Source organism: Gillisia xinjiangensis, from assembly GCF_046298265.1.
GTDB classification, from domain to species: domain Bacteria; phylum Bacteroidota; class Bacteroidia; order Flavobacteriales; family Flavobacteriaceae; genus Gillisia; species Gillisia xinjiangensis.
In genome coordinates this window covers 72,855-98,510 of record NZ_JBKAHK010000002.1, presented here as the reverse complement: position 1 = coordinate 98,510, position 25,656 = coordinate 72,855, and the positions used below count along the sequence as shown (strand labels likewise).

Sequence of the window (25,656 nt, the reverse complement as noted above, 5' to 3'; positions counted from 1 at the left end):
ATTTTCTTCTCGTAACGCGCATAGCCATAGCACGGCTTTATCACGGATTTGCAATCCGTGCTGCTATATTTTCTTCACATATTTTGTAATGATCACAATTTGTTGACCATCAACTTTCCCTTCTATATATTCTTCATTTTCATGATCAAGGGAAATACGTCTCACGGCCGTTCCTTGTTTGGCCACCATGCTGCTTCCTTTTACCTTAAGATCTTTTATTAAAACAACATTATCACCAGCTTGCAGAATAACGCCATTGCTGTCCCTGTGTACAACTGTTTTTGCAGAAGGATCTGCAACCTGGTTAGCGTTAGCCCAGGCTTTCACGTCATCTTCCATATACATCATATCCAGCAGATCCTGTGGCCAGCCTTCAGCTTTTAATTGGTTCAGCATTCTCCATGCCATTACCTGCACTGCCGGAACGGGACTCCACATACTGTCATTTAAACAACGCCAGTGGTTGGAATTGATTTTTTCCGGATCTTCAATTTGCTCTTTACAATTTGCGCAAATTAAAATATGGCTATCAGCATCTTTTGGAGATTCAGGCACTTCAAAAACGTGTAAATCCTCGTTTGAGGTACATAGTTCACATTGAGAGTTGCTTCTTTGAAATAAATCTTGTTCCAGGCTCATTTTGAATAATTGATTTAAAAATGCGAAGGTACATTTATTTGTCACGTATTATTGATCGTTAATCTATGCCCTCGTTAACGCGGATTTTTAATCTGGACTGCTGCTACTATTTATATATTTCTCAACAAGCTCCTCCATTATTGTAAGCGTAACAGTTCCTCGCTTCAGGATCACCTCGTGAAAATCCCGAATATCAAATTTGTCTCCCAGCTCCTTTTCAGCTTTTTTGCGAAGTTCCCGTATTTTTATTTCTCCAATTTTATAGGAAACCGCCTGTCCCGGCCAGGAAATATAGCGATCGATTTCGGTGTTTATTTCGTGCAGGGAAAGCGCGGTATTGGACCTTAGAAATTCCACGGCTTCTTCCCTGGTCCATCCCAATGCGTGCATTCCGGTGTCTACCACCAATCTGCAAGCACGCCATTGTTCATAGGTGAGCTTTCCAAATAATTCATAGGGAGTGGTATAAATCCCCATTTCTTCCGCTAAAAATTCTGAATACAATCCCCAGCCTTCCCCAAATGCCGACAGGTAAAAGTTCCTTCGGAAAGCAGGGATGCTGTCTCCCAGCTCTCCATTAAGCGAAATCTGAAGATGATGCCCAGGCACTGCTTCATGGGCAGTGAGGGAGGGTAAAACATACAACGGCCGGCTGGGTAAATCGTACGTATTCACCCAGTAATACCCGGGTTGGGTTTCATTTTGTGCGGAGATATACCTTCCCGTGGTGTATTTTGGGGCGATGGCATCGGGAACCGGGGCAACTCCGTATGGTTTTCGGGGTAACTTCTTGAAATATCTTGGAAGTTGTGCGTCAATTTTCTTGGAAATATTGCGGGCTTCCTTCAGTAATTCTTCTGCAGTAGTGGCATAAAACTGCTCATCGGTTCGCAGGAACTGAATAAAATCTTCAAAACTGCCTTCAAATTCCACTTCGGCAATGATCTTTTTCATTTCAGAATTGATTCGGCTTACTTCATCCAATCCTATTTGATGCACCTCTTCCGCGGTAAGATTCAGGGTGGTGTAATAGTCCAGTCGGTTTTGGTAATAATTCCTGCCGTTTGGAATTTCAGAAACACCTACACTTTCTCTGGCTTTTGGTAAATATTCGGTGTCAAAGAAATTTTTGATGCGCTTAAACTGCGGAATAACATTTTCTTTTACTGCACGTTCTCCAGCTGCTAAAACCGAATCCTTTTGTTGAGCGGTGAGCGAAGAAGGCAAATTTTTTAAAGGGGAATAGTAATAACTATCTTTTGGATCTTTTACTATTTGGTCGTTATATGTGGCCTCATAGCCTTTAAAGATCACCCGGGGCTGAGTGATTCCTTTTTGAATGCCTTCCCTTAAAAGCACAAGATGCTGTTCTACATAAACCGGGATCGCGTTAAGTTTATCAAGGTAGGTTTTTACCTGATCGTAATTTGCAAGATCGCGAACATGATAAGGCAGGCTTACGTGAAAGCCGGCATCAGACAGCAGCGGATTCAAGTAAGCATCATATTCATAAAAATCTACGGTTTCTTTTAATTTGAATTTTAAAAGTTCTGCCGATATTTTTTCCGATGGATTTAAACTGTCTTTCTGAATAGCTTCAAGTTCTTTCGACCTTTCCTTTGCAAAAAGAGCTTCGCGCCGGTAAAATTCTGGGGTATATAAACCAAGCGGAAATTTTTCCCTGTCATAGGATTTATGATCCTGAACCTGGGTGATCACTTCTTGAAGTTTTGCCGATTCGTTTTGAGCTGAACTGATGTTGATTGAGAAGAGACTTATCAATATCAGAAGGAGGGTTTTGCTGGAATTCATAGAAATGTTTTTTGTTGGGTTATAAAGATAAGATTATTAATAAACACAAAGGTTTCTGAAGCTTTTGAGAATTTCAGAATACCTTACTTCTTCAGTTTCAATTCCCGAGGACCCTGCTTCCTAATCCCATCAGCAGTTTTTTAGCTTCTTCAGGATTTCTTTCTACCTCTTCCAAAATAAGGCCATCCTTTGTTGGAAGTAATTTATAGCTGAATACAAAATTGGGATTTTCAGCAGAAATGTCCAGAACCCCAAACCGCAGATCATTAAAATACAGCATGCCTTTTTCTTCAGAAATGATAAACCAACCATTTGAAATATCGATCAGCCTGTTTATTTTATCCCCATTTCTTAATTCGTCCAGCAACTCATGATTTTTGGGGTAGCGTTTAAATTCGATGGGTTTCGAATCGAATAAGGAATAATCTCCAATTAAATATGCATCTTCCAGGGCTACATTCGCGGTCCAAAGAATGGTATTGAACGGAGCCGGTTTGGTTTCAATCTGGCTATAATCATAGCCTTGTTCTTCCAATGCATTTTTAAATTGATAATAGGTAACTCCCTTTAAAATAAGAGTGATAACAAGATAGGAGCTGCTTATTATAAGTCCGAGATTGTTGAATTTTCTTCTTCTTTCACTACCTCTTTTGGAGCGCATAGCCAGGATAAGGAAAACGAGGAAAGGAAGGGTGTAAAGCGGGTCTATCACAAAGATATTTTTAAAGGCTATTCGTAGATCAAATGGCCAGAAAAGCTGGGTGCCCCAGGTAGTAAAGGAATCCAGGATAGGATGAGTGAAAAAAGCCCAAAAAATCAACCATGACCAATCTTTCCATCCCGCAACCGATCTTTTTTCCAGTTTTGAAATAAGCCAGCCAAACACAGGTGCAAAAAGAATGGAAAATACGATGGAATGCGTGAATCCACGATGGATTTCTATGGCGGTAACCGTATCGGTAAAAAGTCGTGCAAACGTGTCCAGATCTGGAATTGTTCCGGCTATCGCTCCATAAAGCATAGCCTTATTTCCCACTTTTCGTCCTAATACAGCTTCTCCAACTGCCGCTCCTAATACTATTTGTGTAAGTGAATCCATGGGGTGTTTTTAACTTAAACCTTACAGGGTTTTAAAACCTGTGAGGTTTGGTTATTTTGATTTTTTTCAAGCTTTTGCACTCAGGGATTTTACCACCACAAATCCAAAACCTGCGAACAGCATCAGGTGAAATATCATTAAGCCAAAATCCTTTAGTAAAAAGGCACTATAAATGGCAAAACCAAAGTACAGCCATAGGGCGCTTTCTATAAGGATACTGAAAGACAGATTTTTTGTGAGGTATTTATTGCCCTTCCAGGAATCTTTCAAGCCGTGAATATTGAATTTTGGGGTGCGAATAAAGTCGCTCTTTTTTCCAAAATGCCCTTCCAAAACTGCCAGGGAATTATGTACTGAAAATCCCATCGCTACAGAGAAAAAGGTGACGAACATCAAAATAAATTCAAAGAAATTTTTTACTCCCTTGCCGTGAATTTTTTTATAGGTAACCCAATAACATAAAAAGAAGATCAGCGTGCTTATCGCGAAAAAGGCGACTATTTTGAAATACCCGTTAAACTGCGGATTGGTGTTTTTAATATACAGTACAGGAACGCTTAATACTGCTAAAAGCAGGATAAGCAGGAACATGCTGGAATTTAAAAGATGAAAAAAACCGTGAAATTTGGTTCCTGAAGTCAGGGAGTTATCAAATAAAACTCGGGAGTAATTTTTCTGAAAATTCTCTGCAGCGCCTTTATTCCATCTAAATTGCTGAGATCTGGCCGCGCTCATCACCACCGGAAGTTCTGCAGGGGTTTCCACATCTTCCAGGTATTTAAATTTCCATTTTTTCATCTGGGCACGATAGCTCAAATCCAGATCTTCGGTTAAAGTATCTCCGCTCCAATTACCGGCATTCAAAATGCATTCTTTTCTCCAGATCCCCGCGGTGCCGTTAAAATTGATGAAATGCTTTCCGAAATTCCTTCCGGTTTGTTCCAGGATAAAGTGGAAATCCAGCGCAAAAGCCTGAATTTTTGTAAGCAGGGAATAGTTTCGGTTGATATGCCCCCAGCGGGTTTGAACTACGCCTATTTCAGGATCTTTAAAATACGGAACCGTTTGTAACAGCCAGTCTTTCTTCGGAAGAAAATCCGAATCAAAAACAGCGACGAATTCACCTTTTGCTGTTTTTAAACCTTCTTTCAGGGCGCCGGCTTTAAACCCCTGGCGGTTCGTGCGGCAAATATGCTGTATGTCCAACCCCGCTTTTTGTAATTTCAGTATCTGTGCAGCGGTATTTCCCAGGGATTCATCTGTAGAATCGTCAAGTACCTGGATTTCGAGTTTTTCGCGTGGATACTCCATTTTGGAAATATTTTCCAGAAGGCGCTCCGTGACATAGAGTTCATTGTATAAGGGTAATTGAATTGTGACCAAAGGGATTTCCCTGGGATTATCGAGATTGTATTTAACCGAAGTGTCTTCCTGCTTTTTCGAGCGCAGGTAGTTAATAAGAAGGTTCAATTGAGAGATACTGTAAATGAAAATCAGCAGTAGTGCGAGGGTGTAAATGATGATAATCGCAAGATCCATTATTTAAAACTATATTTAAAAATCCAACTTAAAATTTTCACTCCGGCAAAGATAGCCCCTTTTACTGTTCCTGAAACTTTTGAAGTCCCGATCCTGTTTTTGTAATGCACGGGAACTTCTATGTATTTGTATTTTTTTTTGATCGCTTTTAATTGCATTTCCACCGTCCAGCCGTATGTTTTGTCTTCCATATTCAAGGCGAGCAGCTTTTCGTATTTGATTGCACGAAAAGGCCCGAGATCGGTAAAATTGGCATTAAAAAACAATTTCATCAGGGACGTAGCCAGCCAGTTTCCAAATATCTGAGGCAAGGTCATGGATCCTTTTTCCCGCAGCTGTTTCACCCTTGCTCCAATGACAAGATCCATATCATCTTCTATAATTGGGGCGATTATTTTTTCCATTTCTGAAGGATAATCGCTGTAATCGCCATCCAGAAAAACAATGATCTCCGGCCTGGAATCTTGGTCTGCTATGTGCTGCATTCCTTTCAGGCAGGCATAGCCATATCCTTTTTGTGATTCATGTAAAACGGTTGCGCCGGCTTCCTGGGCAACCTGGGCGGTTTTATCGGTAGAATTATTGCTAACTACAATGATTTCTGAAACAAATGAAGGTATTTCCTTTACAACTTTTCCTATGGATGCTTCTTCGTTAAAAGCTGGAATTATGACTTTGATTAGAAAACTCATTAAAATTTTATCTTGGGCTATTTGGATTTATTTTCTTCGGAAAAAAGAGCAGATCATTGCACTTTGCGAAATTAATTTATTTGCTTTTGAAACTATCAAATGTAAGACGTTATTTTCCAGGCATACAAACATTAAGCGATGAAAAGCTTGCAGTGGAAATTTTGGCTATGGACATCCTCAATGAGCAATTTCCATGTTTTTGTCATCTGAACGAGGAATTTCTCTATTTTATCTTTCTGAACGAGCTTTTGGGCGAGGAAGAATCCCTTCCGTCTTTTTATCAAAATATTCCCGGGCAGGATATTTTGATTTTGACTATCTTTTAGTGTTTTAAGCACTTTTGCAAATGGACATCTTTCTGCTCAAATTTCTTAATTATTTCTTTTTTGTTTTTCACAGCCTGCTTGTGCTGTTCAATTTGTTCGGATGGATCTTTCCAAAAACCAGGAAACTGCATTTTTTTAGCCTGATCATCACCCTTTTTTCCTGGGTTGTGTTGGGGTTTTGGAAAGGCTTTGGCTATTGTTTTCTCACCGATTGGCATTACGAAGTTCTAAGGAAACTGGGTGAAACCGGCATGCCAAATAGTTATATTGCTTTTTTAGTTGAAAGCTTCTCCGGTTGGCTGCCAAATGAAAATTTGGTTGAAAACCTGACTTTAATCCTTACCCTTGTCGCTTTGGTCTGTTCAATTTGTGTGAACTTCTTTTTATCAGGATCAACTTCAAAAGAGTGAAAAATTCAAAATTCAGGATTCAGGATTTTTGAATTTTTAACCTTGATTTTTAAGTTGTTTTATTTTTGGTTCAAAAAATCCATAAGATCCACATCATTTCCCAGCAGAACTTCTTCAGAATTGATCCTGTTATCCCGGGATCCATTCTCGAGCTTTAATACACCCCGCGGACAAACCGCTGAACATATTCCGCAACCAACGCAACTGGAACGAATTATATTTTCTCCTTTTTGGGCATAGGCCCGTACATCTATTCCCATTTCACAATAGGTGGAGCAGTTTCCACAAGAAATACATTGTCCGCCGTTGGTAGTGATCCTGAATTTTGAAAATAAACGTTGCTGCATTCCTAAAACGGCAGCCATTGGGCATCCAAACCTACACCAAACCCTATTGCCAAAGATAGGGTAGAAACCAACGCCAATCACTCCGGAAAATGCTGCCCCTATTAAAAATCCGTACCACTGTCGTAATTGGTATCCCTCGAAAAAGAAAATTTTATAGTTTCCGCTAAAATAGTTGATCCCAATAATTGCCATAATAACCACAAAATATCCAATGGCTCCATATTTGGCATCTTTAGCAAGTTCCTGCCGCTTAAAGATCATTACAAGTGCAAAAAACAAAGTTAGGAACCCTCCAGATCCCCACAGGAAAACGTCCTGCGTTAACCAGGTAGTTTTGGAGTCGTCTCCCAGAAAGGAATATACCACTGCGATGGTCATGACCACAACAAAAACAAGTACACTATGGATCACCCATCGCTCTACTTTCCAGGCAAACTGCGATTTATCTGATAAATGCCTGTATGGATCCCCGGCGGTTTCTGCAAGTCCGCCACAACCGCAAACCCAGGAACAGTACCAGCGTTTTCCATATTTATAGGTTAAAATAGGGGAGATTACAAAAATTGAAATTATTCCAAATGCGAACATCAGTAAGCCTACCGTACCGGCAGAAAAGAATTCATCCAATTTATACCCTGCAAACAGGTCATAGTTCAACGGCCAGAGATTGGCGGGATTGAAATACGGCTGATTTAACCGGATAAGGATTTCCGGAATTAAAAATGCAAATCCCAGCTGAAAAAACATCACGGAAAATGTCCGTAATATCTCGTAGTTATTATGGCGGTATTTCAAAATAAATTTATAGCCAAATGCCAGGATGGCAAGCGTGTAAAGCGTTCCGTAAACAAACCACTGGCTGGCAGGAGCCCCATTTATAAGTTTGCTCAGGGGGTCGAAAAGGGAAATGATACCGGTGTTTTCTCCTTCGCTTCTTAAACCCAAATACTCCGGAAACCAATAAAGGACTATATAAAAAAGCGTAAGCCCAATCCCTAAAAACCAGGCCCATAATCCACGGTTGGTAAGGGATTTAAACCAGACCCCATCATTCTTGATCCCCGCATGTTTTCCCCTGTAGGCATCGTTTGCAAAAACGATGGTTCCTACGGCAATCAGCCCCAGTGACAGACTGAGAAACAGTGTTTTATTTGGAAAATTAACATTGGCAAGCGCCAGTACGAGAATAAATAATCCCAACAGGCCCAATGCCGAAGCTATTTTTTGGGTGGTGGAAATCGAAGCCGGGGTATCCCCGGTCATGGACATATTATGTTCTATTTTACTCATAGCTGGGGCTGTTGAAGATTTTCCTTAAAACTATTAAAAATCTCTTTTTCGTAATGTTTATAAAACTCGGGATCAAAATTGGCTTCTTTTAGATTTGCCAGTACAAATGAAACAGATCTTTTTTCTGTAAGCCATCGGTCAAAAACTTCGTGCCGCATTCTTATTCCGAAGGTGTTTATGCCCAGGAACCTTTTGTCGTTTTTATCAAAAGCTATAGTGATAAACTTCTTCTTATCCTTATGTGCCCAGTGAATGTGGAGCTCGTTTTCCCTTGGGTTGTTGAAAACCCAGCCATAGGTTTGATATTCAATATCAAAAAATTTAGCGCTGTTAAACCAGTTTCCGGGATTGTATTGGGTTTTATCTTTGGTTAATGTTCGGGCGATGGTTTCTCCCATCATTCTTCCCGTGTACCAAACAGCCTCCACGGGTTTTCGTTGCCCAATGGCTTCGCGTTGCTGCACACAATCGCCAATGGCATAAACATCGGGAATATTGGTTTGAAGGTAGCGATCTACCAGGATCCCGATATTGGTCTCCAGAGCTGTATTTTTTAAAAATTCTATGTTGGGATGCACCCCAACGCTCAATCCAACCAACTGACATTCGATTTCTTCACCCGCTTTTGTGCGCACAGCCCGAACCCGACCGTTTTCATCAGAAAGGATTTTATCCAGTTCGGTCTCATGTCTTAGATCTACTCCGTGAGAAACAATATGGGCCGAGATTAATTTCGCATCATTTTCCGGAAGGATGTTGCCCCAAAATCCGGTTTCCCGAACGAGCAAAGTTACCTTAATCTTTCGGGTTCGAAGCATTTCAGCCATTTCAACCCCAATCAATCCGCCGCCTATAATCACTGCACTTTTGCAGTTTTTGGTGTTTTCTTCCAGCAATTCAAGATCCTGTTTAGTTACCAGACCCTGAACTCCTTTTAGATTTTCGCCTTCCCATCCAAATTTATTGGGAAGGGAACCGGTTGCAAGAACAAGTTTGTCGTAGTTCATAGACTCCCCCGAGGAGAAGGAAAGCGTTTTGGTATCGAAATCTATAGCTTTAACCCAGGCTTTTTTGAGTTCGATCCTGTTTTTATTCCAAAACCAGTCTTCATAGGGTTTAAGATGATCCCATTGCATATGGCCCATATATACATACATAAGGGCTGTACGGGAAAAGAAATAGTCGCTTTCTGCAGAAATTACGGTGATCTTTTTATCGGAATGTTTCCGGATATGCCTGGCTGCCGTAATTCCGGATATTCCGTTGCCAATTATGACAATATGCTCCATATATTTCTATATTTTAGTAAATTATTCTGTAACCTCAACAAAGGAATTCTTCTTCCAACATAGCTAATGCTGTTTTTTGGTCGACAATTTGCATAGTACCTTAAAAAAATGATATAATGCGGCAATTACTGGTTCTTCTGATGTTTTCTTATACATTTCTTTCGGCTCAAAACAACAGTTCCTATTTTGAAAAGGCCGATGAATTTTTCAAAACCTATATTGAAAACGGGAAAGTAAAGTACGCTGAAATTAAGCAGAATCCCAAGTTGCTTAGTGATTTGTTAACCGAAACAAAAAAGATGAAAGTTTCTCCTGAAAACCCGAAAGTATTTAAGGCCTTTTGGATCAATGCCTACAACCTGGCCGTTATTGATGGTATTATAAAGAATTATCCCGTAAAGTCTCCTTTGGATATAAAGGGGTTTTTTGATGTGCAGAAGCATAGTCTGGGTCAGCAGTCTGTAACTTTAGATGAAATTGAGCATAAGATCCTTTTTGGAAATTTCCCTGAAGAATCCCGGTTTCATTTTGTTTTGGTATGTGCAGCAAGAAGTTGCCCTCCTTTAATCTCGGAAGCTTATAAACCAGATACTGTCGAAGATCAAATGCATCGTCAAACAGAAATAGCACTCAATAATCCTGAATTTATTCAACTTAAAAAGGATAAGGTCCTTTTTTCTGAAATTATGAAATGGTTTAAGGATGATTTCACCAAAGGCGTAAAATCATTGATAGACTATGTAAATCAACACAGAAAAACACCAATTCCTGAAACTATGGAGATTGGGTTTTATGAATATAACTGGGAGTTAAATGATTTTTAGAAACCTGTTCCACAGCTCATTTTTTATAATACAGCCTGCTTAGGAATTGAGTTTTGTCGGTAATAAAAAACAGACATAAAAACAAGAATCAGGATCATATTTTAAGTTTTTAACAACACCCGCCACCGTCATAGTGAAATGTGGATTCACTTATAAAAATATCATCTCTGCCCAAATCCTTTAACGCACCCGCGGTTTTATCACAAATGGCCAGCGGCTGATTTTTCAATAGAATATGTCCGTTTTTATCGTCCAGAAAAGGCTGGTCTCCAAAGTAAATAGCGGCTTTTCCGGTAAAGATACAAGGGCCGTCTGCAGGCATTGGGTCTTTGATGGCAGCTACTTCAATAGACTCGATGTAAATGAGCTCATCGGTTGGATAATTTTTTGGATCGAGGATCCGGTATGGTTTTCTGGCCCGGATTTCAATGGTTCCAAAACCGGCATCGGTAAGGGCTTTCACATAATCGGCTATTGGCAGGCTTCCGCTAAGGCACAAAGCACGCAAACGATCATCATTGCGAAGGCTTTCGTTCATAGGTTGCTCACAGATAGGGTCACTCATCACCAGTTTTCCGTGGGGTTTTAGTACCCGGTACATTTCTTCGATGGCTTTCTTTAAGTCTTCGGCCTTAAAAATATTAAAAAGACAATTTTGGGCAGCCACATCAACCGAATTATCCTCAACCGGCAAATGGAGTGCATCGCCTTTTTTCAGGCTAACAAAATCACTTTGAAACCAAGGGTTCTGGGCTTCGGCCTCGGTAAAGTTTTTACGGGAAGCTTCCAGCATTTCATCTACCATATCGATGCCAATTACCCCGCCTTTTTGCCTGTTGAAATAAGCGAATTGCAATAATTCCATTCCTCCGCCAACACCTACATACAGCATTTTTGGATTGTTGGAAAGATCACGCGCATGCACCGTACTTCCGCAGCCATAATTCATTTCCTGCATTATTTTCGGAATTTTAAGGCCGGGCAATTCCCAAATAGGATTCGTGGTGCAACAAAGCCCAACATCAGGAGTAAGGGCCGCGTCTTTATATACATCGTAAGTGGTATCTAAATAACTCATATTTCTTTGTTTAAAATAGACCTCACAGGTTTTTGATACCTGTGATGTCTTATAAAACCTGTGAGGTCTTAAATCTGTTTAATCAATTCCTTAAAAAGAGTGATCATTTGCGGTTCGGCCTTTTGAGCTATTGCGATAATCTCCTGGATATTTACAGGTTTTAGGTCATCCGGGTTTCCTTCATCGGTAATTACAGAAACCGCGGCAACGGGAATCTTTAAATGATTCGCCACAATTACCTCCGGCACGGTGCTCATTCCTACGGCATCTGCACCAATTATTTTGAGATACCTGTATTCTGCCCGGGTTTCCAGCTGAGGTCCCAACACCGCCGCATACACACCTTTATGCAACCTAATATTTTGCTTTTTGGCTATTTTTTCAAAAAGATCATTCATAGGCTTATCATACGGGGCGCTCATATCCACAAATCGTTCTCCCATATGTTCCACCCCTTTAAAAGCCAAAGGCGAATCTCCAATTAAATTAATATGGTCATCAAGAAGCATCAATTCTCCTTTTTTGTAATCAAGGTTTACAGAGCCGGAAGCGTTGGAAACCAACAGTTTTTTAATTCCCAATTGGTGCATGACCCTTACAGGATAGGTTACATCCTGCATCGAATAACCTTCATACACATGAAAACGGCCCTGCATTACGATCACTTTTTTTCCTGCCAGGGTTCCAAAAACGAGTTTGCCTTTATGAAATTCCACCGTGGCAGTAGGGAAGTAGGGTATATGGTTGTAGCTAATTTCAGCTTCAATTTCAACTTCCTCTATTAACTTTCCAAGGCCGGTTCCCAGGATAATACCTATTTCGGGCTTGTCAAAACCCTTCGCTTTGAGATATTTGGTGGTTTCCTGTAATTCGTTCAGCATTTTTTATTTTTTGAGAAATTTCTGAAAATCTTCGTGATCTTTAATGTCTGTAAAAAGATCAACATCATTGCGCAAATCGGTTAAAGCGATATTTTTTCCTTTCAGGTCATTTAAGGTTTCGTGGAGTACAGTTGAGGTTCCCCATTCTTTATTCTGAAAGATATTTGGTTCTAAAGTGCGCATTCCCAGTAAATAATAGCCTCCATCGGCTGCCGGCCCAATAACATATTCCTTGTTCTTCAGAAGAATGAAGGCATTTTCGAGGTCGCTGGTTTCCAGGTCGTACATGTCGCTGCCAATTATAATTATATTCCGGAATCCGTTCTCAAAACCTTCTTCAAATGCATATTGCATCCTGGCACCAAGATCTTTTCCTTTTTGAAGTTTTTTAGAATATACCGAAGAGTCCCAAAGCTGGTCCTCCTCAATTCCTTCAGAAAACCATACTTCTTTTTGAACATCCAGATCTTTGGTTACCGAAATGGTATGTTTTAGTAAAAATTTATAAATCTCCAGTGCTGCCTCATCTCCTACATCTTTTGCAAGCCTGGTTTTTACCTTGCCTGTTTCAGGATTTTTGGTAAATATTATAAGCAAGTCTTTGGTTTTAGTTTCCATATTTTTATTTTTAGTTGAGTTTTAATAAATTCTCTCTCCATTTGTGAGCCATTTAGACCAGCTTTTGGAATAGGCATGAACTTTATCGGTTTCCTTTCCTTCAGAATCAAAGACTGCAAAACCTTTATTTTTCCATTCGAAAATTCCGCCGTATAAATTCCGGACATTCGAATAGCCTTCTGCTTTGAGTTTTTCTGAAATTTTTTCGGAACGAATTCCGAGGGAACAATATACTACGATTAAGTCAGATTTGTCTTGAATCGATCGGGAGATCTCTTCCGCAGAAAAACCGGAAAACCCTGAAAAAACAGCATCTCTGATATGGCTTACCTGGAATTCTTCCGGTTCCCTGGCATCCAGAAGCACCAGATTCCTGTATTGCTGAAGCATTTTTAATTCTTCAACAGAAATATAGGGAATGCTGTGAGTGTTGTATCTGGAAAGCAATTGATCCAGGGAATTCTGGCCCGTTGCGGAAAATGCAAGCAGGAATACAAATATGAATAAAATGCTCTTTTTCACGATGCTTTTATTAAGCTACTGTTCCCTGGCAGCTGCTTCCTGCGCCTGCGGTACAACCGTAACAATGTTGTGAGATAATAATATTCCGGTTGTTTACAAGGTCCTCATTGTATTGGCTAATATGTTGCACTTTGCTATCCACTTTTAATCCCAGCATCTGGTTAAAATCGCAATCATACAACCACCCATCCCAGCTTATGGAAATGGTATTGGTGCACATCACATTTTCCACCGCGGCAGGATTGTAAGCCTCTACAAGAGAATACATATAATCCTCATAATTTTCAGAAGCGATCAAATATTCCAGAAACCTGCTAATGGGCAAATTTGTAATAGCAAAAAGCTTATTAAAATCAATATTGAAATCCTCTTTTAAAGCAACTTTAAAATCCTGTTCCAACTCTGCCTGATTCGTTGGCAAAAACGCGCCTGCGGGGTTGTACACCAAATCCAGTTTTAGACCTGTACCTTCCTGGGCATAGCCTACATCATTCAGCATTTGTAGTGCCTTTATGGATTTATCAAAAACGCCTGTTCCACGCTGTTTATCGGTTTTTTCCCGTTTGTAATAGGGCAGGGAAGAGGCGACATGAACATTGTGTTTTTTAAAAAAATGGGGAAGATCGTGGTATTTTTTATTGGCTAAAATAATGGTGAGGTTGGAACGAACGATAAAATCTTTTATTCCGGCATTGGAAGCTTCTTCCACAAACCATCTGAAATTAGGGTTCATCTCCGGAGCTCCTCCTGTAAGATCCAGGGTATGGGCACCGGTATTTTTGATCACTTCCAGGCATTGCTGCATGGTTTCCATTGTCATGATCTCCTTCCTGTCCGGGCCGGCATCTACATGGCAATGCGAACAAACCTGGTTGCACATATAACCAAGATTTAACTGAAGGATCTCAAGCTTTTTGGGTTTTAACGGAAAGTTCCCGGTTTGGGCGATCTTGTCTTTGAAAAAAGGAAGTCCGCCTTCCTTAAATATCCCATTGCTTAAAAATTTAAGTTGGTTGGCAGGTTTGGAAAGATCATCTTTCCTCGCTGCCAAAGATTTTAATAATGCCATATTTTTTATTCAAATTTTATTGGGTATCCGGGTATGAATACCGCTAAGCGACTGCTGTTTTTTTTGCTTCACATCTTTTGGCAGCTGCTTACATCGATAGCTTTTCATATTTATTCATCATTTGAACCCCATGTACCAGGGTTGCGCCACTTTTTATGGCTGCACCTACATGCACTGCCTCCATCATCTCTTCCTTGTCAATCCCGCGTTGTAATCCATCTTTGGTATAGGCATCTATACAATAAGGACACTGCACCACATGGGAAACGGCTAAAGCTATCAGGGATTTTTCGCGGGCACTTAGCGCTCCTTCTTCAAATACTTTTCCGTAATAATCAAAAAATTTAGTTCCAAGTTCTTCACTCCATTCGGTGATATTTCCAAATTTTCTAAGATCGGCAGGGTCATAATATGGTTTAGACATAGTAAGGTTTTAATTATGGTTAATCGGTTCACCTTGACAAAACTTACGTTGTAAAGGAGGTTTTGATTTTAAAATGAGGCTAAAGGTAAAATAATAGAAAGTTATTAAAAGCAGGTTGGTATTAAATTACAAATAATACACCTTGGGCGGCTTATTTTTGTGCCATAAGAGGTGTTGGAAAAATTGTACACAGGAGAACTATGGCCAAAAGTTTTAAAAAGGCATTTTCATGGGTGGGATTATTTAAGCTTACAGCAAACCTGCATAAAATTTAATAAGAACCAGGGCAACCAGTATAATGACGATTATAACAAAAAGATTAAATTTTAGCCTTTACCTTTTTGTTTCTGTAGTTTGATTTCTGCGATGTTCTTTCTCATGTGGAGTTGGAACCGGAGACGATTTGTCGCTTTTCTTTGCTCAAAATTCAATTTTAATATCCTGGTAGTAAAATTAAGAAATTAAAAAAGATCATTTAAAAAAACAAAAACAGGTATTTAGGTGAAAGCGGTTGCCGGGAAATTGGAATTAAAATTTTCGGTTTTTGCGGATCTTGTTAAGTTTTCGGAAAAAAAAGATTCCAAGAAAAACAACCAGAATGATCTCCAGTCCCAATGCGATAAATAAAATTTCCATGACTAATACTTTTAATCCCATCGGTAGATTGAATTCCCCGATGCCTTCATTAAGATTTAGGAGGTTCCTGTTTTCACAAACTTAATGAGCTTGCAAAGAGGTTATTGATCTCCAAATTGAGACACAATCCCGCCTAAATTCCGAATGGCAAATAACTAAATATTAATCCATTTGGTTTGCCGCTATTCAAATTTATCTTACGCTTATTAAAAAAATCTGGACCTGTTTCAAAATCCAAGGGAATTATAATAGTTCAAAAATAAAGATGCCTTCTGCGCATTTTGTTTCTTTATATTGTGATTTAAATCCTGTTAAAAATTTAATTATGACAAAAGAGAGTGTAATTTTGGAAAATATTATAATTGAAAGCAATACTGTTTGTTTGAACTAAGAAATTTATTTCTATGCGAATTGATGTAAAAACCTTGCCCGTTAAAGATATTATTCAGGATATATCAGAAAAACTCGACACCCCTGTTAGGGACGAAGGCGGAGAACTTTCAATTAGTATCCCTGAAGAATTTGGGGAGGGTTTTATTAGAGGTTCAAGCTTCGACTCCGGAATAGGCATTATCTCTTATTTTTGCAGGTTTAAAGAAGATGTGGAGATCCATTTTTCTTTAAACACGGTGCATCCGCTTAAATTCATTTTTTGTTCAGAAGGAACGGTAACTCATTACTTTCTGGAGGATGAGATTTTGCATCCCATAGATCCTTTTCAAAATATAATAGTTTCCAGCAGTGGTTATAACGGACATGTGCTGCGTTTTAGTGCAAATGTTCAAACACATGTTTCCAGTCTGGAAATAGTAAGGTCTTCCTTTTCGCACCGCACCAATTATAATTTCAAGGATCTGGATCCAACCTTGCAGGAATTGTTTAAGGATGAAGTATCCAGGAAACAATTTTTCTACCAGGGGAATTATAGTTTGAAAGCGGCAGATATTATGGACGATATCAACACCAAAGAATTTACCGGTTTCCTGAGATCGGTTTACCTGGAAGGGAAATCCTATCAAATGCTGGTTATCCAGATCGCGCAATACCAGGATGACGAAACCCAGGAAAAATTGCCTAAAATTTTACGTAAATCAGACATTCAAAAAGTGGATTATGTCGCCAAAAGAATTCAGGGGGATCTGGGAACAAATCTAACTGTGGAAAGTTTGGCAAAAGAGGCAGGTACCAATGTAAACAAGCTCCAGGAAGGTTTTAAATATGTGTATGATCTTACGGTGAACAAATACATTCAGCATAAAAAACTGGAGGCGGCCAAGGAAATGCTGATGGCTTCTGAAAAAAATATTTCAGAGATCGTTTTAGCCATAGGACTAAATAACCGAAGTTATTTTTCCAAGATATTCAAGGAGAAATACGGGGTTAATCCGAAGTATTTTTTGAAAACAAGAAGCCTTGAAGATTAGAAAGACCAGGGTAGTGCTGTTTTTTCTTAATTCCTTTTCGGTCATCAATTCTCAATAAATCCTTGAAGTACAAATTTATTCTGATCCCGAAGCTATACCAGCTGTATAATCTGGATTTGTAGTCCATATACCTACAATACAATTGTAATTTTCACCTCATTAAAAGCAAATAGTTTTTTTAACTTTAGAAATTTTTCCAGATTTTCATGAAGCAAAAAAAAAGCAGTTTTAATATTATTCGGAGAATTATTGGGAAACCCGCTGTGGCTGGTTTTATCTCCTTTCTTTTTTTCCTCCTTCTGAGTTTTTTACTGCTTTGGCAACGCTATCAAATTTTAAATGAAGGGGAGCGGCAGGAAATGTCCAACATTCTTGGTCTTGTTGAGAATAATATCGAACAATCCCTACAAAACAGTTATTCGGTGGTTTTATCCCTGGCGCTGCTTATAGATAATAACGGCACCATTACTAACTTTGAGGAATTTGCCCTTCAGCTGGTGGAACGAAATCCAACTATTGATGCGGTCCAACTGGTGCCAAACGGAGTGATTACCCATATCTATCCGATGGAGAGAAACAAGGAGGCCATGTTTTTCAATATTCTTAAAGATAGTATTCATAGCAAAGCAGCACGCAAGACGATTGACTCCCGTAAAATGTACTTTGCAGGACCCCTCGAACTCAAACAGGGAGGAATGGCTGTGGTGGGGAGATTGCCGGTTTTTATTAAAAATGAATTCTGGGGATTTTCCGCAGTGATCATAAAACTGGATAATCTCCTGGAGCAGGCTGGGATTAGAGAAATGGCTGAGGACAAATTTCTGTTTCAGTTTTCCAAATTAGATGAAGCTTCCGGGGAGGAGGTCTTTTTTCTTCCGGAAAAATTGGATATGGACAGGTCCTTCTCAAAAGCGGTGGTGCTGCCGGATGGTGACTGGAAATTCTATATAGCGCCCAGGAATACCTCCGCTGTTTTATTTTTAATGCTGCCTGTGGCCATTTTAGCTCTGCTGCTTTCTGCCTGGCTTGGATGGATCATTTATAATTTATTGAAACAACCTGCGAAATTACAGGCCTTGGTTCAATTGCAGGCAGGAGAGCTCATTCTTAGTGAAATAAAATTCCGTACCATATTCAACCAGGCTGCAATAGGGATGGCACGGGTGAATTCGGTTAAAGGGAGAATCCTTGAAACCAATTTTCGATTTCAGGAACTTTTAGGATATACCCCTGCAGAAATAGCAGAACTCAATGTAATGGATGTTACGCATCCGGATGATCTTCAGGAGCATATCGATAAAATGAAGCAACTCCGAAAAGGCAAAATTCGGGAGTTTAGTATGCAAAAAAGGATAAAAAAGAAGAATGGGGATCTGGTGTGGGTAAATTTAACAGTTTCACCTTTATGGAGTGAAGGGGAATCGCCCACCACCCATATCGCCCTTATCGAAGATATTCACGATAAGAAGATGGCCGAAACCCATTTAAAAGATTCCTATGAAACGGTTATGGAGCAAAATAAACGGCTGCTTAACTTTTCCTATATAGTATCACACAATTTGCGCTCCCATTCCAGCAATATCGATTCTATCCTGGGCCTTTATGAGGACTGCGATGATTCCGAAGAAAGGGAAAATTACATAAGCATGCTGGAAAAAGTTTCGGCGGCGCTTAACCAGACCTTGTCCGATCTAAATGAAGTGGTTTCTATTCAATCTAATTTGGAACTTAACGTGCAATATTTAAAACTGAAAGATTACCTGGATGGCACTCTGGGAATGCTCAAGGTTGAAATCGCGGAAAAGCAGGCAAAAATTTACACCGATGTGCCCGAAGCTATGCAGGTAAAATTCAATGCAGGCTATATGGAAAGTGTTTTGTTAAACCTGGTAACCAATTCGCTAAGGTACAGCAGCCCAAACCGTATTCCCGAAATTCATATCGCCGGGATAAAGGTTGGGGAAAAGTGGATGCTGGAGGTAAAAGATAACGGGATAGGCATAGACCTGAAAAAGAACCGGGATAAATTATTCGGGTTGTATAAAACATTTTCAAACAAACCCAACGCTAGAGGGGTTGGCCTCTTTATTACCAAGAATCAAATTGATGCCATGGATGGAAGCATAGCGGTGGAAAGTGAACCGGGAGAGGGCACTAACATTAAAGTGTATTTTAAATGATGAAAAATATTTGTGTAATAGATGATGACAAGATCTACCAGATCATTATAAAAAAGATCATTTTCAAGGCCGGAAATTTTGAAAAGGTACATTGTTATGAAAATGGCTACACGGCCCTGGAAGATCTTAAGGATCTTGCAATCCCATTTCCCCATTTGATCCTGCTGGACATCAATATGCCCGGGATGGATGGCTGGGAATTCCTGAGCAACCTCAAAAAATATCGTCCTAACCTAGGCAGGGAAACCACCATTTATATGGTAACCTCCTCCATCGCGTTTTCAGACAGGGACAAAGCCCTGGCCCTGCCCGAGATTTCAGGATTTATAAGCAAGCCTTTAACCGTTGGGAAACTCAGGGAAATAGGGGGTAAATTGTAAATTTTTGCAGTATTACAGGGTTAACAGAAATTCTATAAAACCAAAAAACCCAAGACTTTCGTCTCGGGTTTTTAAGTGGTGCCTCCAGCCCCGAAGCTTCGGGGGAACCTGGGACTATTTTTTACTTAAAATACCTTCAAGAATACTGGAATTTTCGACAATCTTTAAAAAAAATTTTCTGCTTTTCATTCTTTTAATGAAACGCTCCAGGTAAATAGCTTCTTCTCTTGTTTTGCAGTTGAAAATTAGTTTTGGTTTCCAGTCTGAGGCAACCTTTGTGAAGGCTTTTATGTTTTTATGGCTATTATGAAGATGCAGTCTTGCTGGAAAATCATTTGTCTCACCGATATAAAATTTTTCAGTGGTTGGGCTATGTATGATATAAAGAAAATGCATCTAATAATTATTAAAAGCTCGTAACTAAGAAAAATAATTAAAATTTTAGTCGGGAAGAATATAAATATAAACCAAAAAACCCAAGACTTTCGTCTCGGGTTTTTAAGTGGTGCCTCCAGGAATCGAACCAGGGACACAAGGATTTTCAGTCCTTTGCTCTACCAACTGAGCTAAGGCACCAGTTGCTTTAATTAGCGATATGCCTTTCAAGCGGGTGCAAATATAATTTCATTTTTATTAACCCACAAAGGAAAAATTGAAAAATTGCTTTTGTATCTTCGTTTTTTTAAAATAAAGCTATGAACCTGGTTGTTGATATTGGAAATTCGCTTGTTAAAATGGCTGTATTTCAGGAAGATATATTGCTGAAAAAGAAAATTAGCCTGAGGCAGGATTTTTTAAAAAATTTGGAAGAGCTCAGTCAAAAATTCCCTGAAATAAGCTTTGCGATGCTTTCTTCGGTCTCAAAAACACCTTCCGGCTGGATAGAAAGACTTAAAAAGCAGTATCAATTGTTTATTTTGGATCAACAGCTGCCACAACTTTTTAATAATTTATATGCTACCCCAACTACTTTGGGAAATGACAGGATCGCATTGGTCTCTGCTGCCTGTAAAAAGTTTTCCGGCAAAAATGTGCTGGTAATAGATGCCGGGACTTGTGTAACCTACGATTTCAAAAATGACAAGGAGGCTTATTTTGGAGGGGCGATTTCCCCGGGTTTACAAATGCGTTTCCGGGCTTTGCACACGTTTACAGAAAATTTACCGTTATTGGAACCTGAAGATGAAGTGAAACTGGTGGGAGATTCCACAAAAACCTGCATACAATCTGGAGTGATCTTTGGCTTGACGGCTGAAATTGAGGGGGTCATCGCGCAATATGAGGCCTTATATAAAGATTTAACAATAATTTTCACAGGTGGGGATGCTCAATTTTTGTGTAAACGATTTAAAAATAGCATATTTGCCAACTCAAGTTTCCTCCTCGAAGGATTGAATTACATATTAGAATTTAACAAATCTCAATGATTAAACGATTTATAATAATCGTAGCCTTATTATCTACCGTGTTTTCGGCTGCGCAGGAAGGAACCTCTTCTCCATATTCTTATTATGGGATAGGTTTAACAAAATTTAAAGGAACGGTAGAAAACCAGTCGATGGGAGGATTGCAGTTATTTTCTGACAGTATACATCTCAATCTAAGAAATCCAGCTGCATACGGGAGATTGAAGTTAACCACCTTCGCGGTTGGTGGAAGTCAGCAACGAACAACCCTGAAAAATGATAATCTTTCAGAAAACACCAACAACACTTCCCTGGATTATCTCGCAATAGGGATTCCAACGGGAAAATTGAATTTTGGATTGGGTCTTATTCCGTATTCAAGTGTAGGCTATCAAACTGAAAATAGAACCGATCAAACCTTAAGCAAACTTACTGGCAGAGGTGGATTAAACAAGGTTTTTTTAACCGCCGGGTATGCCATTACAAATGATTTGAGCATAGGGGTAGATGCGAATTACAACTTCGGAAACTTTCAAAATAAAACGGTAATATTCCAGGAAGGCATTCCTCTGGGGAGCAGGATCATTAACCGAACAGATCTTAGTGGATTTAATTTCAATTTTGGAGTGGATTATCAACGTGATCTTGGGAATAACCTTAGATTATATTCCGCCGCCACCTATGCACCGGAAATGAATATCACCGCGAATAGAATGAGAAATGTATCTACAATAACATTTGCTACAGATGGCAGGGAACAGGTAATCCCCCCGGATGTGAATGTAAATTTTGCCGACGAAGATCTTACCCTTCCCGCACAATTTACAATTGGAGCAGGTTTGGGAAGGCCCAACAAATGGTTTATGGGTGCAGAATACACAAGTTTGCAGGCCAGTGCTTTTAATTTTAATTCGGGAACAAGCTCACAAAATTCCCAATACCGGGACGCGTCGAAATTTAAGGTTGGAGGGTATTATATTCCTGTTTACAATTCGCTCTCAGGTTATTTTAACCGTGTGGTTTACCGGGCAGGAGCAAGGTTTGAAGAAACCGGTTTATACGTCAATAATGAAGGTATAGATGAGTTTGGCATATCTTTTGGTTTAGGACTACCAGCAGGAACGAATTTCTCGAATGTAAACCTTGGGCTTGATTATGGTCAGCGCGGTACAACAAATTCCGGTTTAATTAAAGAGAACTTTTTTAAATTATCTATAAGTTTGTCCTTAAACGATAAATGGTTCGTGCAACGAAGATTTGATTAACCACTATAAAAATAAAAAAATGAAAACGAAAATTATCATTGCCTTTTCAGGTTTACTGTTCGCTACCGGTGCACTTTTCGCTCAGGCAGATTGTGCTACAAAAGCGGCACTGGCTTACGATGATGCCAAAGCCCAACGCTACGAACAGGCATATCCTGCTTTAATGGAGGTAAAGGAAAAATGTCCTACCTACAGCCTTGCAACTTTTCAGTACCTGGATCGTGCGATCAGTCATAAAATGGCAAATGCACAGGGAGCTCAAAAAGAGGCTTTATTAGAAGAGATGATCCAATTGATGAATGAGCGTCTTAAGCATTTTCCAGATAAAACCAACGCTGCTGAAGTAAAAGGAGATGTTGCCTGGTTGAAATATGAAAATGGAATTGGAACCAAGGAAACTCAGTTTAACGCATTTGATGAAGCTTTTAAAGAAAGTCCGGAAAGCTTTACAAGTCCAAAGCGTATCTATGCATACTTTTCATTACTTGTAGATCTTCAGGACCAAGGAAAAAAATCCCTTCAGGATGTTTTCGAACTTTATGAAGAAGTAATCGGTAAAATTGAGTCAGAAGAAAATAAACTTGCTGAAATGCTTGCACCATTATTGGAAAAGCAAGAAGCCGGAACCGACTTAACAGGTAAAGAAAAGCAGTTGGTTGATAATGCAGAGATCAATCTTAATGCTTACAGCACCGTAAAAAGTAGTGTAAATGGTAAATTAGGGCAAAGAGCAGATTGTGATAACCTGATTCCTTTATACAATAAAGATTTTGAAGAAAAGAAAACCGATGTTAAATGGTTAAAGATCGCTTCTGAAAGATTGTCTCAGAAAGATTGTACCGAGGATCCTATCTTCTTTAAATTATCTGAAGCTTTACACAGAGCCGAACCTTCTGCAAAATCTGCACTTTATTTAGGGCAACTTGCTGAGGCTGAAGGAAAATCTTCTCAGGCGATGAAATATTATAACGAATCTGCTAATCTTGAAACCAATGCTTCCGATAAGTCAAGGGTTTATATGAAGATAGCCGAGAACTACAAAAAGCAGGGTAACTTTAGCCAGGCCAGAAGTTTTTACAGAAATGCTTTAGCGGCACAACCATCTGCCGGTAGGGCTTACTTACAAATTGCAAGTATGTATGCACAGAGTGCCAACAATTGTGGGGAAACCACTTTCGAGAAAAGAGCAGTTTACTGGTTGGCTGCAGATTATGCTGCAAGAGCAGGACGTGTTGATCCTTCGCTAAGCAGAATAGCAAATGAATCTGTTGCTGCATATAAAGGAAGAGCGCCTCAAAAAGCAGATGTTTTTCAGGAAGGAAAACAAGGACAAACAATAAGAATTTCTTGTTGGATTGGAGAGAGCGTAAAAGTTCCGGCATTGTAATACTATGATTTTAACATATCAAAAAATAATTTCAGGCATTGTCATAGCTAGCGCTGTGACAATGCTTTTTTCATGTGAGGGCAATCTGGACAGGGTGAGAGCCATGGAACTTTCGGGAGAAAACCCTCAGGCAATTGGTAAAAACCTGAATTTGAAATATACAGATTCCGGAAGGGTTGTGGCAACCTTGAAAAGCGATAAAATGCTGGATTATACCAACCTTAAATTTCCTTACCGGGAATTTCCGGATGGCGTGCTGGTAGAATTTTTTGATGAAGAACAAAATAAAAATACGGTGGCAGCCAATTATGCCATTATTTATGATGCCACCGGGCTTATAGACCTGCGGGGAGATGTTATTCTGGTTACAAGTGACAGCACAAGGCTGGAAGCAAGTCAGCTTTACTGGGATCAAAGCCAGGGATGGGTTTTTACCGATAAAGAGAACACGATACGTTTCGCAAACGGAGCGCTAAATAAAGGGGAGGGCTTTGATTCCGACTTAAATTTCACTAATTTTCGTTCCCGCACAAACGTGGGAATACAGGTAATTGAAGAGAAAAAGAAATGACAAAATTTTTTAAATACTTTGAGTTCGCGTATCTGTTTATAGCCGCTTTTTTCCTTTTTGAATCCGTTAGGATCTGGAACCTGGAGCGAAACAGAGCGTATCTTTTCCTCATCTTTGTGGGGGTCGCGATCTTTATGTTTTTCTTCAAGAGAAGGTTCCGGAAAAAACTGGAAGAACGGAACCGCTAATACAACATGGAAGCAGAAATTCTTATCATTGTACTCGCTTTAATTTTTTCGGCCTTTTTTTCTGGGATGGAGATCGCCTATATTTCCTCCAATAAGATCTTTATTGAAATAGAAAAAAGACAATCCGGATTTTTATCTACAGTTTTAAAACGACTCACAAAAAAACCTTCCAAATTTATCGCTACCATGCTGGTGGGGAATAATATCGCCCTGGTGGTTTACGGCTTTTTTATGGGAGATTTGATAATGAATTGGCTCTATGGTTTTCAACCGGTTGAAAGCGGATTGGCTAATTTTTTTATAGTGGATTTTAGTTTGTTTACCCAAACGGTGATCTCTACCCTTGTCATCCTTTTTACCGCAGAATTTCTTCCGAAGGTGTTTTTTCAGATCTATGCGAACTCTCTTCTGAAATTTTTTGCAGTTCCCGCATACTTCTTTTATTTGCTGTTCAGTTTTATTTCCGCTTTTGTGATTTGGATTTCCGATTTTATCTTAAAACGGTTTTTTAAAACTGAAGGGGATGAAGTGCAGCTCGCTTTCAGCAAGGTGGAACTGGGAAATTTTATAAGCGAACAAATGGAAACAGTAGAATCTGATGACGATGTGGATTCTGAAATCCAGATCTTTCAGAATGCGCTGGAGTTTTCAGAAATAAAAGCCAGGGAAGTAATGATCCCACGAACCGAAATTGTAGGGGTAAATCACGATGTTGCACCCCGCGACTTGGTCCAGACTTTTACAGATACCGGGCTTTCCAAAATCCTGATCTATAATGAAAGTATAGACGATATTATAGGATATATTCACTCCTTTGAACTTTTCAAGAAACCGGAAACCCTGAAATCTATTTTGTTGCCTGTGGTTTTTGTTCCCGAAACCATGTGGGTGAAGGATGTGCTCAATATTCTTATTAAAAAGGGTAAAAGTATTGCGGTAGTGATCGATGAATACGGAGGCACCAGCGGAATGATTACCGTTGAAGATATTGTGGAAGAACTCTTTGGCGAAATTGAAGATGAACACGATGCTGTAATCCTTATAGAAGAAAAACTTGGAGAGGATCATTTTAAGTTTTCTGCCAGGCTGGAAGTGGATTATTTAAATGAAGTCTATAAACTGGATATCCCGGAAGGAGAAAATTATGAAACCCTGGGAGGTTTTATAACCAATCATACCGAGGAAATTCCACAACAGTTGGAAGAGGTAAAGATCGAAAATTTCCTTATCAGAATTCTTGAAGTTTCCAATACAAAAATTGAATTGGTGGAGCTGGAAGTAAGAGCCAAGGACTAATTCTCTCAATGAGTTAATATTTTGCAAATTTTAAGTTTTATAGTTTGGTTAAAAACACTATTTT

General features: G+C 39.4%; 25 protein-coding genes and 1 tRNA gene. 11 read left to right on the top strand and 15 right to left on the bottom strand.

Features of this window, described 5'->3' with window-relative positions:
* Window positions 1-63: 63 nt before the first annotated feature.
* The 5 genes from ACKGJN_RS01470 to ACKGJN_RS01450 form a co-directional block, all read right to left on the bottom strand.
* Entirely contained in the window at window positions 64-639 is a 576-nt protein-coding gene (locus tag ACKGJN_RS01470) for a PhnA domain-containing protein (protein WP_409537641.1), read from the bottom strand.
* 87 nt (window positions 640-726) lie between these two features.
* The gene (locus ACKGJN_RS01465; protein WP_409537640.1) at window positions 727-2,451 is read right to left on the bottom strand and encodes a DUF885 domain-containing protein; all 1,725 of its coding nucleotides are present in this window, start codon (window positions 2,449-2,451) and stop codon (window positions 727-729) included.
* A 97-nt stretch (window positions 2,452-2,548) separates the two neighbouring features.
* Window positions 2,549-3,550, bottom strand: coding sequence for a metal-dependent hydrolase (locus tag ACKGJN_RS01460; protein ID WP_409537639.1), 1,002 nt, complete (start codon window positions 3,548-3,550; stop codon window positions 2,549-2,551).
* Window positions 3,551-3,616: 66 nt separating this feature from the next.
* Entirely contained in the window at window positions 3,617-5,089 is a 1,473-nt protein-coding gene (locus ACKGJN_RS01455) for a cellulose synthase family protein (RefSeq protein ID WP_409537638.1), read from the bottom strand.
* Complete coding sequence (locus ACKGJN_RS01450; RefSeq protein ID WP_409537637.1) at window positions 5,089-5,781, bottom strand: glycosyltransferase family 2 protein; 693 nt, start codon at window positions 5,779-5,781, stop codon at window positions 5,089-5,091. The genes ACKGJN_RS01455 and ACKGJN_RS01450 overlap by 1 nt, the downstream gene beginning before the upstream one ends.
* An 86-nt stretch (window positions 5,782-5,867) precedes the next feature.
* On the opposite strand from ACKGJN_RS01450, the gene ACKGJN_RS01445 reads away from it, so the two are divergent.
* Window positions 5,868-6,107, top strand: coding sequence for a hypothetical protein (locus ACKGJN_RS01445; protein WP_409537636.1), 240 nt, complete (start codon window positions 5,868-5,870; stop codon window positions 6,105-6,107).
* Window positions 6,108-6,127: 20 nt separating this feature from the next.
* A complete protein-coding gene (locus tag ACKGJN_RS01440; RefSeq protein WP_409537635.1) occupies window positions 6,128-6,517 on the top strand; it encodes a DUF2784 domain-containing protein in 390 nt (129 codons plus the stop codon).
* 59 nt (window positions 6,518-6,576) lie between these two features.
* Here ACKGJN_RS01440 and ACKGJN_RS01435 read toward each other — a convergent pair whose 3' ends face one another.
* Entirely contained in the window at window positions 6,577-8,154 is a 1,578-nt protein-coding gene (locus ACKGJN_RS01435; protein WP_409537634.1) for a 4Fe-4S binding protein, read from the bottom strand.
* Window positions 8,151-9,443 carry an NAD(P)/FAD-dependent oxidoreductase gene (locus ACKGJN_RS01430; RefSeq protein WP_409537633.1) on the bottom strand — a complete coding sequence of 431 codons (1,293 nt, stop codon included), beginning with the start codon at window positions 9,441-9,443 and terminating at the stop codon, window positions 8,151-8,153. The genes ACKGJN_RS01435 and ACKGJN_RS01430 overlap by 4 nt, the downstream gene beginning before the upstream one ends.
* A gap of 116 nt (window positions 9,444-9,559) precedes the next feature.
* Here ACKGJN_RS01430 and ACKGJN_RS01425 point away from each other — a divergent pair, with 116 nt between their 5' ends.
* The gene (locus tag ACKGJN_RS01425) at window positions 9,560-10,267 is read left to right on the top strand and encodes a DUF547 domain-containing protein (protein ID WP_409537632.1); all 708 of its coding nucleotides are present in this window, start codon (window positions 9,560-9,562) and stop codon (window positions 10,265-10,267) included.
* A 109-nt stretch (window positions 10,268-10,376) separates the two neighbouring features.
* Here the strand turns inward: ACKGJN_RS01425 and arsM are convergent, their stop codons facing one another.
* The 6 genes from arsM to ACKGJN_RS01395 all read right to left on the bottom strand — a co-directional run bounded on the left by arsM (window position 10,377) and on the right by ACKGJN_RS01395 (window position 14,859).
* Complete coding sequence (gene arsM / locus ACKGJN_RS01420) at window positions 10,377-11,345, bottom strand: arsenosugar biosynthesis arsenite methyltransferase ArsM (RefSeq protein WP_409537631.1); 969 nt, start codon at window positions 11,343-11,345, stop codon at window positions 10,377-10,379.
* Window positions 11,346-11,413: 68 nt separating this feature from the next.
* Complete coding sequence (locus tag ACKGJN_RS01415; RefSeq protein ID WP_409537630.1) at window positions 11,414-12,226, bottom strand: purine-nucleoside phosphorylase; 813 nt, start codon at window positions 12,224-12,226, stop codon at window positions 11,414-11,416.
* Between the two features lie 3 nt (window positions 12,227-12,229).
* Window positions 12,230-12,844: a TIGR04282 family arsenosugar biosynthesis glycosyltransferase gene (locus ACKGJN_RS01410; RefSeq protein WP_409537629.1), complete on the bottom strand. Its 615-nt coding sequence runs from the start codon at window positions 12,842-12,844 to the stop codon at window positions 12,230-12,232.
* Between the two features lie 21 nt (window positions 12,845-12,865).
* Window positions 12,866-13,366 (bottom strand): rhodanese-like domain-containing protein, encoded by a 501-nt coding sequence (locus ACKGJN_RS01405; RefSeq protein WP_409537628.1) that lies wholly within the window; start codon window positions 13,364-13,366, stop codon window positions 12,866-12,868.
* A 10-nt stretch (window positions 13,367-13,376) separates the two neighbouring features.
* Window positions 13,377-14,435, bottom strand: coding sequence for an arsenosugar biosynthesis radical SAM (seleno)protein ArsS (gene arsS / locus ACKGJN_RS01400; protein ID WP_409537627.1), 1,059 nt, complete (start codon window positions 14,433-14,435; stop codon window positions 13,377-13,379).
* 88 nt (window positions 14,436-14,523) lie between these two features.
* On the bottom strand, window positions 14,524-14,859 hold the full coding sequence (locus tag ACKGJN_RS01395; protein WP_409537626.1) for an arsenosugar biosynthesis-associated peroxidase-like protein: 336 nt from the start codon (window positions 14,857-14,859) through the stop codon (window positions 14,524-14,526).
* A 1,040-nt stretch (window positions 14,860-15,899) separates the two neighbouring features.
* On the opposite strand from ACKGJN_RS01395, the gene ACKGJN_RS01390 reads away from it, so the two are divergent.
* The 3 genes from ACKGJN_RS01390 (at window position 15,900) to ACKGJN_RS01380 (ending at window position 19,479) form a co-directional block, all read left to right on the top strand.
* A complete protein-coding gene (locus ACKGJN_RS01390) occupies window positions 15,900-16,919 on the top strand; it encodes a helix-turn-helix domain-containing protein (protein ID WP_409537625.1) in 1,020 nt (339 codons plus the stop codon).
* Between the two features lie 206 nt (window positions 16,920-17,125).
* Window positions 17,126-19,099: a sensor histidine kinase gene (locus ACKGJN_RS01385; protein WP_409537624.1), complete on the top strand. Its 1,974-nt coding sequence runs from the start codon at window positions 17,126-17,128 to the stop codon at window positions 19,097-19,099.
* On the top strand, window positions 19,096-19,479 hold the full coding sequence (locus ACKGJN_RS01380; protein WP_409537623.1) for a response regulator: 384 nt from the start codon (window positions 19,096-19,098) through the stop codon (window positions 19,477-19,479). Before ACKGJN_RS01385 ends, ACKGJN_RS01380 begins: the two co-directional genes overlap by 4 nt.
* 114 nt (window positions 19,480-19,593) lie before the next feature.
* Here the strand turns inward: ACKGJN_RS01380 and ACKGJN_RS01375 are convergent, their stop codons facing one another.
* Together ACKGJN_RS01375 and ACKGJN_RS01370 are read right to left on the bottom strand one after the other, a co-directional pair.
* Window positions 19,594-19,875, bottom strand: a complete 282-nt coding sequence (locus ACKGJN_RS01375) for a GIY-YIG nuclease family protein (protein WP_409537622.1) — start codon at window positions 19,873-19,875, stop codon at window positions 19,594-19,596.
* 107 nt (window positions 19,876-19,982) lie between these two features.
* Window positions 19,983-20,055: transfer RNA gene (locus ACKGJN_RS01370), tRNA-Phe, on the bottom strand.
* A 119-nt stretch (window positions 20,056-20,174) separates the two neighbouring features.
* Here ACKGJN_RS01370 and ACKGJN_RS01365 point away from each other — a divergent pair.
* From ACKGJN_RS01365 to ACKGJN_RS01345, 5 genes are all read left to right on the top strand, one after another.
* A complete protein-coding gene (locus ACKGJN_RS01365) occupies window positions 20,175-20,906 on the top strand; it encodes a type III pantothenate kinase (RefSeq protein WP_409537621.1) in 732 nt (243 codons plus the stop codon).
* The gene (locus ACKGJN_RS01360) at window positions 20,903-22,150 is read left to right on the top strand and encodes a hypothetical protein (protein WP_409537620.1); all 1,248 of its coding nucleotides are present in this window, start codon (window positions 20,903-20,905) and stop codon (window positions 22,148-22,150) included. The genes ACKGJN_RS01365 and ACKGJN_RS01360 overlap by 4 nt, the downstream gene beginning before the upstream one ends.
* Before the next feature lie 19 nt (window positions 22,151-22,169).
* The gene (locus tag ACKGJN_RS01355) at window positions 22,170-23,537 is read left to right on the top strand and encodes a tetratricopeptide repeat protein (RefSeq protein ID WP_409537619.1); all 1,368 of its coding nucleotides are present in this window, start codon (window positions 22,170-22,172) and stop codon (window positions 23,535-23,537) included.
* 4 nt (window positions 23,538-23,541) lie between these two features.
* Complete coding sequence (gene lptC, locus ACKGJN_RS01350; RefSeq protein WP_409537618.1) at window positions 23,542-24,108, top strand: LPS export ABC transporter periplasmic protein LptC; 567 nt, start codon at window positions 23,542-23,544, stop codon at window positions 24,106-24,108.
* Between the two features lie 194 nt (window positions 24,109-24,302).
* On the top strand, window positions 24,303-25,592 hold the full coding sequence (locus tag ACKGJN_RS01345; RefSeq protein WP_409537617.1) for a hemolysin family protein: 1,290 nt from the start codon (window positions 24,303-24,305) through the stop codon (window positions 25,590-25,592).
* Window positions 25,593-25,656: the final 64 nt, after the last annotated feature.

Excerpts from the sequence above, each read along its gene's own strand:
- ACKGJN_RS01470 (WP_409537641.1), bottom strand. The coding sequence starts at position 639 with ATGAGCCTGGAACAAGATTTATTTCAAAGAAGCAACTCTCAATGTGAA.
- ACKGJN_RS01465 (WP_409537640.1), bottom strand. The coding sequence starts at position 2,451 with ATGAATTCCAGCAAAACCCTCCTTCTGATATTGATAAGTCTCTTCTCA.
- ACKGJN_RS01460 (WP_409537639.1), bottom strand. The coding sequence starts at position 3,550 with ATGGATTCACTTACACAAATAGTATTAGGAGCGGCAGTTGGAGAAGCT.
- ACKGJN_RS01455 (WP_409537638.1), bottom strand. The coding sequence starts at position 5,089 with ATGGATCTTGCGATTATCATCATTTACACCCTCGCACTACTGCTGATT.
- ACKGJN_RS01450 (WP_409537637.1), bottom strand. The coding sequence starts at position 5,781 with ATGAGTTTTCTAATCAAAGTCATAATTCCAGCTTTTAACGAAGAAGCA.
- ACKGJN_RS01440 (WP_409537635.1), top strand. The coding sequence starts at position 6,128 with ATGGACATCTTTCTGCTCAAATTTCTTAATTATTTCTTTTTTGTTTTT.
- ACKGJN_RS01435 (WP_409537634.1), bottom strand. The coding sequence starts at position 8,154 with ATGAGTAAAATAGAACATAATATGTCCATGACCGGGGATACCCCGGCT.
- ACKGJN_RS01430 (WP_409537633.1), bottom strand. The coding sequence starts at position 9,443 with ATGGAGCATATTGTCATAATTGGCAACGGAATATCCGGAATTACGGCA.
- ACKGJN_RS01425 (WP_409537632.1), top strand. The coding sequence starts at position 9,560 with ATGCGGCAATTACTGGTTCTTCTGATGTTTTCTTATACATTTCTTTCG.
- arsM (WP_409537631.1), bottom strand. The coding sequence starts at position 11,345 with ATGAGTTATTTAGATACCACTTACGATGTATATAAAGACGCGGCCCTT.
- ACKGJN_RS01415 (WP_409537630.1), bottom strand. The coding sequence starts at position 12,226 with ATGCTGAACGAATTACAGGAAACCACCAAATATCTCAAAGCGAAGGGT.
- ACKGJN_RS01410 (WP_409537629.1), bottom strand. The coding sequence starts at position 12,844 with ATGGAAACTAAAACCAAAGACTTGCTTATAATATTTACCAAAAATCCT.
- arsS (WP_409537627.1), bottom strand. The coding sequence starts at position 14,435 with ATGGCATTATTAAAATCTTTGGCAGCGAGGAAAGATGATCTTTCCAAA.
- ACKGJN_RS01395 (WP_409537626.1), bottom strand. The coding sequence starts at position 14,859 with ATGTCTAAACCATATTATGACCCTGCCGATCTTAGAAAATTTGGAAAT.
- ACKGJN_RS01390 (WP_409537625.1), top strand. The coding sequence starts at position 15,900 with ATGCGAATTGATGTAAAAACCTTGCCCGTTAAAGATATTATTCAGGAT.
- ACKGJN_RS01385 (WP_409537624.1), top strand. The coding sequence starts at position 17,126 with ATGAAGCAAAAAAAAAGCAGTTTTAATATTATTCGGAGAATTATTGGG.
- ACKGJN_RS01380 (WP_409537623.1), top strand. The coding sequence starts at position 19,096 with ATGATGAAAAATATTTGTGTAATAGATGATGACAAGATCTACCAGATC.
- ACKGJN_RS01375 (WP_409537622.1), bottom strand. The coding sequence starts at position 19,875 with ATGCATTTTCTTTATATCATACATAGCCCAACCACTGAAAAATTTTAT.
- ACKGJN_RS01365 (WP_409537621.1), top strand. The coding sequence starts at position 20,175 with ATGAACCTGGTTGTTGATATTGGAAATTCGCTTGTTAAAATGGCTGTA.
- ACKGJN_RS01360 (WP_409537620.1), top strand. The coding sequence starts at position 20,903 with ATGATTAAACGATTTATAATAATCGTAGCCTTATTATCTACCGTGTTT.
- ACKGJN_RS01355 (WP_409537619.1), top strand. The coding sequence starts at position 22,170 with ATGAAAACGAAAATTATCATTGCCTTTTCAGGTTTACTGTTCGCTACC.
- lptC (WP_409537618.1), top strand. The coding sequence starts at position 23,542 with ATGATTTTAACATATCAAAAAATAATTTCAGGCATTGTCATAGCTAGC.
- ACKGJN_RS01345 (WP_409537617.1), top strand. The coding sequence starts at position 24,303 with ATGGAAGCAGAAATTCTTATCATTGTACTCGCTTTAATTTTTTCGGCC.